Source organism: Eubacterium sp. MSJ-13, assembly GCF_018918235.1.
GTDB lineage: Bacteria > Bacillota > Clostridia > Lachnospirales > Lachnospiraceae > Butyribacter.
Map to the genome: position 1 here is coordinate 1 of NZ_JAHLQE010000006.1, position 5,811 is coordinate 5,811.

Sequence of the window (5,811 nt, forward strand, 5' to 3'; positions counted from 1 at the left end):
ATCCTTGATTGCTTCTAACTTGATTATAAAGCCTTGACCGTCAAAAGTCAAGTTGGGGATGTAACATTTGTTGCATCCCTTTTGTATTTACATATAGTCATATTATCAGAAAGTGTACTTATAGATATGGTGTAGTTATAGTAAGTTCGTGATGCTCTAAACCTCTTATAAGGTTAAAAAACTGATTTTGACTGTTCAGGGTACATATTATATTATCTGTGTGACATCTACAATTTTGTGGTGGTTTGTTTGAATGAAAAGTGAATTGAATTTGACACAGAGATAATTTTTTTAGCTCAGTGTATAGAAGAACCAACTACAGGGCGGTAAAGAAAAATAAATTAAGTTTTCAGTTTTTAATACCCCCGTATAGTGTGGCATAGCATTTTCCTATATATTATACTGTCTTAGTAGGTATTAAGAATATCAACATGTATTATAAAACTAGATAAAAATAAAGGTGTAACTCGATTGTTTACACCTTTTATCTTTGGTTCATATTCTCAAGCTTCTTTTATCCTCTTGATTTCTTCCGTCTGTATTTCTGTACTTCCATAATAATTCCGTATATCACTCATAGATAAAGTTTTCTTACCCTTTTTTCTGAATGCTTCACTATGCCAATACCATTGTTTTTTCTTAGATGCGAACTTGAAACTATGTTCTTTTAATTCTGTTTTATGCTGATATGTATTGCCTGAAATCCATATCCAAGAACCACATACCTCAATAGTAATATCTGATAAATGAATGATTGCTTGTAAAACTTCCCTTAACTTTTCATCCTCTGAAAAATCATATTTCATATTATCATAGTTGTTCTTGTTATTGTTGCCTGTCTGCTCTGTATTGTGTTCATGTCTATCCTTTAAGTCTAGGCTTGCACTTAGTATGACCAAAATGAGTAATGATATAGCTTTAAATAATAAATATAATGAAGCTATTGCTGAACTTGATGCTTCATATGCTAAACATGAAATCGGTTATGATGAGTATTATACAAAGCGTAAAGAACTTATATTACAGCAGAGAGAATCAATCAAGAATTATTACTCTGAGGTAGATGCTATCAAATCTCTTATTGAAGAAGGTTATAACGCTCAGAAAGATGCATTATCTGATTTAATATCAAAATATACAGATGCACTTGACGCCGCAAAGAATCTTCACGATTATGAGAAGTCTATCAAGGAAAAGACGGAGAATATTGATAGTATAAAGAAAAGAATTGCTGCACTCCAAGGTAATGATACTGAGGAAGCAAGGCAAAAGCTTCAGAAACTTCAAATTGACTTGAAGAAAGCTCAAGAGGATTTGGATGAAACTCAGTATGAACAGTATATCAATGACCAGAAAGATATACTTAATGAGATGCAAGATGATTATGAGAAATTTGTTGAGGAACAGCTTAAAGATGTTGACGACATTATCAGAAAACTTATTGATGGTGCAAAAGGAAATACACAGGATGTTCTTAAAGTATTAGAATCACTTGCAAACAAATGGGATATTGACCTTAGTGCTATTCTTAAAAACGATATGGAAAAAGGTGACTTCTCTTCTGTTGATAACAAAGATAGCAACGCTGTTGATAATGCGAATAAACATTATGATGAGGATAAAAAGAATGAGGAATATAATCTTCCTAATTCTGATGTTGATGATAACAAACCAGCTCCAAATCCTGATACAAAGGATAATACTGAAGCAACTAAGTCATTAACAGATATTCTTAAAGAAATTGCAAGATTCTGTTTTCATATAATCCTCAAAATGAATATACAGAAATTGGTTATCATAAAACATTACATATGCATGTATCAAATATTAAAAAGTATGGTTTTAAACCAAGTAATGAAAATGATGATTAGCTTGGATTAGGTGTATATTTTTGGGATAATATAGAAAATGCAAAATGGTGGAAGGTTGGTACTGGTACGGGGGCTATCATAAAAGATTGCATTATAGAGTGTGAATTAAAATGTAAAATGGAACAATATCTTAATCTTAATAAGGGTGGCGAAATGGATAAATTTGATAAATTTTGCAGAAAATATATGAATGAAATAAAAAAAATAAGTTACCAAGACCCAAATTTGAGAATAATAATCAAAGAAAAAAATATTTTTGTGATTTATATTGTAAAAAGAATAATTATTCTATATTGTCATTTGAGTTTGAACATGATAGTATAAATATTGCTGGATTTAAAATTGGTACAATAAAGAGAAGACAAATATGTGTAAGAGATTCTAAGCTTATACGAATATTGTCTATTATTGGAGGTGATTAAATGTTGTTTAATGAGAAAGAAATGTTAGAATTGTGTGAGAGATATGGTATTGATGTAATTGACAGAAATAATGAAGAATATTATGAAAATATAGATTTTTCAATGAAGGATATTATGCAAGAGCCATATATTCATACTATTGTTGAAAAATGTGTTTTTTCAACTTCTATATCTATAGATACAACACTTATTGCAGAAAATGATTTAGAATTTTGCAATGATAACGAAAATAGCACCTGTTCAATAATAAGAGAGAAACATTATGATGATTTAATATCGGTTGTTGAAAATAATAGTGTAATCAATAAAGCAGCATAATAAGGAGTATTATATGACGGCAAGTAAATTTTAATTTAAAAATCCACATATTGAAAAAATAACTTTTGAAATAAATAATGATATATTAGATGAAAATGATATACCTATTAATATTAATGTTCAGACAATTATGGCAGATGAAAAAATGCAGCATTAGTAAAATTAATTCTTATAGTTGGAGAATTAGAAGATGATACTCATGAATTAAAAAATTCAATATATTTTAATGGTTGCATTGTCTCAGAGTTTGGATGGGAAAATGAAATACAAAATGTTGAAAATATGTTGAAAATAAATGGTGGTGCAGTTTTATTATCATATTTAAGACCAATAGTGTCATCATTAACTATGCAGGCGGGAATAAAGCCGTTACATTTGCCTTTAATTGATTTTACAAAATAAATATAATGTAGCCAAACAATTGATAAGACAGTGAATAGATATTGTTGGAGTTTATATTTTCCTAAAACCCTATTGGCATTAAATCAATGAATTATATAAAAAAGAATTTTTATGAGTGATTTATGCCATTCTTTTTTTATATGTTACCCACAAAAGCAGTCTAGTGAGATAATCGCTAGGCTGTTTTTCTATACAAAAAATTAAGAAAAAAGGAGAAAGCAATGTTTAGTAAAGATAGAAAAATAGAGATTTTAACTGCCGAAGTTGAACGCTTACGCAGAGAAAATAATATGCTTAAAGAACGTAATACAAAAGAAATTGCTAAGAAAGCACAGGAAATCTCAGATGAGTATATAAAAGAGACTAAGGACAATTTGGATGAGATTATAGAGTTGAAGGAAAAATATCATAAGTTGATTGATGAGCTTGAAGATGTCAGGGAAGGTTATTAAAAAGAAATGGAGAGGTTTATGAGGGAAGTTAGGATGAATAGGTCTGGGAGAAGATTAAAGTTTAGGAGATAAATAAAAAAATTTAATGGGTGAAGATTGAAACGTTGCTGCCACTATAAAAGTGATAATAGATATATAAAGCCTTATATGTTTGTGGGAGTTATTATTTTGTTAGAAAGTTTTGGAGGTGTTATAGATACATGACAGATGATAGAGCGTTGCAGATACCTTTTTGGTTGAAGTTGAATATGACGATTCAGGAGGCAGCTCAGTATTCTAATATTGGTGAAACAACAATAAGAGGGCTTTTAAAGGAGAGAGCGTGTCCGTTTTTATTAAAAATAGGAAATAAACAGTTAATAAAAAGAAATGAATTTGAAAAATATTTAGCAGATAAACATTATTTATAGAAATTGAAAAAGAATGCTTGTATGGTATAATATATGTACATGTATTCTTTTACCTATATTTTAGGAGGATATACATATGGGTAAAGATTTAAAAGATAAGGAACTAGGAAAAGGAATAGTACAGAGAAAAAATGGAAGATATGAAGCAAGATTCACGAACAGATTTGGAAAGAGGGTATCACTTTCGAGTAGTGATTTAAAAGAACTCAAAAAATATTATAATGAAGCAATATATGATGATAAAAAGCAAATAAATATCAAAGACAATATAAAGCTTGATAAATGGTATAATGAATGGATGAGTGTTTATAAATATGATACAATCCGTGAAAATACCAAACGATATTATAATCAGGTATATACGAAACATATTTCACCTGTTTTGGGAAACTTTCAGCTGTCTAAAATAACACAATTGCAGATTAAAAAATTGCTAAAGAGTATGGATAAAAACGGTTTAGGATATGAGACAAGAAATAAAGTAAAAATACTTCTTGTGGATATATTTAATAAAGCATTGATAAATGAGTATGTCCGTAAAAATCCAGCTAAAGGAATTGTCGTAAAAAGAAATGAAGAGGTTGAGAGACGAGTGCTAAGTGAAGAAGAACAGGTAATCTTTTTTGACTATAGTAAAGGAACTTTTTACGATAACTTTTTTGTAACTGCTTTGACAACTGGGATGCGAATTGGTGAGATTGCTGCTTTACGATGGAAGGATATAGATTGGGATAAGAAAGTAATTCATGTTACAAGAACCCTTGTGTATCAGAAGTTTGATGGTGACACAAAGAAAGAATTTCATTTAGGTGATCCAAAGACAGATACAAGTGTTCGTGATATCCCTATAAACAAACAATGTGAGGTGGCATTGAAAAGACAGTATATGCAGAAATCAATTGTCAGTGGAAAAGCCCCTATAACAAAGACAGTAGATGAACAGTTTGCTGACTTATTGTTTACAACAAGATACAATACGCCTATCAATTCACAGATAATATCTGATGCGATAGGAAGAATTGTGACAGAAATAAATTACATGAGAGATACACTTGATGAGATAGAAAAATTTTCAGCACATTGTTTTCGTCATACCTTTGCGACAAGATGTTTTGAAGCAGGCATTCAACCTAAAACAGTACAGGCATACCTTGGACATGCAACACTTCAGATTATATACATCTGTTATGCCTAAACATATGGCATCAGAGATGCAAAAAGTTGAAAGTGTGTTTGACAAGATATCTGAAATGGGAGATGAACTTGCACAAAAACAATTTGAGAGCAAACAGCATAGTAATATAGTACCAATTCGTGGAGACACAATGGTGGTATAATCGTATATGTTGGAGACAAAAGTTGTAAGAATGCTTTAAAATAAGGCTTTGTGGCATATTGAAATTTTACGAATGGATTTCTTATTATGTTTATCAGAATACGCCGTATTCGTGGGATTAGAAACTGAGAAAATAGCGAGAAATAAGGTTTTTATCAAAATGCTAAAAATTATAAAATCCTATGAAATTATATATATTTCAATGGATAGTTGGCGTAAAAATGGCGTAAATAAAAATCAGCGGCGTAAATGATAAAAAACAATAAAATAAAGCTATTGTATGGTGCAAATATGAGAAGAATGTGGAAATATTCTTCTCTTTTTTGTGCGAGAATAAAATTATAAAAAGGAGAATGATGGAACATATGATTAAGATTTATTTAAGGTGTATAAAATGTTCAAAGAATTAGAAATTAAGATATTATATACTTAATGTTTAATGTCTTAGGTGGAGTCTGCATCATAAAATCTGAAGATAAATTTATGTAGCATTATTTTGTGCCAATCTTCCATTTATCGACAGGATATGATATAATCAATTCATCAGGTTAGAATGTGATAGGGATAGTCTGGTGGTTGAACCTTTTCGGAAACGGAAAG

Annotated in this window: 7 protein-coding genes; 6 read left to right on the top strand and 1 reads right to left on the bottom strand. The window is 29.9% G+C overall.

Translation table 11 applies throughout. The features are described from left to right. Nucleotides 1-503 precede the first annotated feature (503 nt). On the bottom strand, nucleotides 504-899 hold the full coding sequence (locus KQI69_RS00290; protein ID WP_216563260.1) for a hypothetical protein: 396 nt from the start codon (nucleotides 897-899) through the stop codon (nucleotides 504-506). A 1-nt stretch (nucleotide 900) separates the two neighbouring features. Between KQI69_RS00290 and KQI69_RS00295 the strand changes: the two genes are divergently transcribed. The 6 genes from KQI69_RS00295 (at nucleotide 901) to KQI69_RS10550 (ending at nucleotide 5,212) form a co-directional block, all read left to right on the top strand. Then, nucleotides 901-1,881, top strand: coding sequence for a hypothetical protein (locus tag KQI69_RS00295; protein WP_216563262.1), 981 nt, complete (start codon nucleotides 901-903; stop codon nucleotides 1,879-1,881). A 412-nt stretch (nucleotides 1,882-2,293) separates the two neighbouring features. After that, nucleotides 2,294-2,611, top strand: a complete 318-nt coding sequence (locus tag KQI69_RS00300; protein WP_216563264.1) for a hypothetical protein — start codon at nucleotides 2,294-2,296, stop codon at nucleotides 2,609-2,611. A gap of 623 nt (nucleotides 2,612-3,234) precedes the next feature. After that, complete coding sequence (locus tag KQI69_RS00310) at nucleotides 3,235-3,465, top strand: hypothetical protein (RefSeq protein WP_216563268.1); 231 nt, start codon at nucleotides 3,235-3,237, stop codon at nucleotides 3,463-3,465. Between the two features lie 200 nt (nucleotides 3,466-3,665). Then, a complete protein-coding gene (locus KQI69_RS00315) occupies nucleotides 3,666-3,875 on the top strand; it encodes an excisionase (protein WP_216563270.1) in 210 nt (69 codons plus the stop codon). Between the two features lie 76 nt (nucleotides 3,876-3,951). Further along, nucleotides 3,952-5,070, top strand: a complete 1,119-nt coding sequence (locus KQI69_RS00320) for a tyrosine-type recombinase/integrase (RefSeq protein ID WP_253288928.1) — start codon at nucleotides 3,952-3,954, stop codon at nucleotides 5,068-5,070. A 16-nt stretch (nucleotides 5,071-5,086) separates the two neighbouring features. After that, the gene (locus KQI69_RS10550) at nucleotides 5,087-5,212 is read left to right on the top strand and encodes a hypothetical protein (protein WP_256442209.1); all 126 of its coding nucleotides are present in this window, start codon (nucleotides 5,087-5,089) and stop codon (nucleotides 5,210-5,212) included. Nucleotides 5,213-5,811: the final 599 nt, after the last annotated feature.

Coding starts and splice junctions, on each gene's coding strand:
- KQI69_RS00315 (WP_216563270.1), top strand. CDS start 3,666: ATGACAGATGATAGAGCGTTGCAGATACCTTTTTGGTTGAAGTTGAAT.
- KQI69_RS00295 (WP_216563262.1), top strand. CDS start 901: ATGAGTAATGATATAGCTTTAAATAATAAATATAATGAAGCTATTGCT.
- KQI69_RS10550 (WP_256442209.1), top strand. CDS start 5,087: ATGCAAAAAGTTGAAAGTGTGTTTGACAAGATATCTGAAATGGGAGAT.
- KQI69_RS00320 (WP_253288928.1), top strand. CDS start 3,952: ATGGGTAAAGATTTAAAAGATAAGGAACTAGGAAAAGGAATAGTACAG.
- KQI69_RS00310 (WP_216563268.1), top strand. CDS start 3,235: ATGTTTAGTAAAGATAGAAAAATAGAGATTTTAACTGCCGAAGTTGAA.
- KQI69_RS00300 (WP_216563264.1), top strand. CDS start 2,294: ATGTTGTTTAATGAGAAAGAAATGTTAGAATTGTGTGAGAGATATGGT.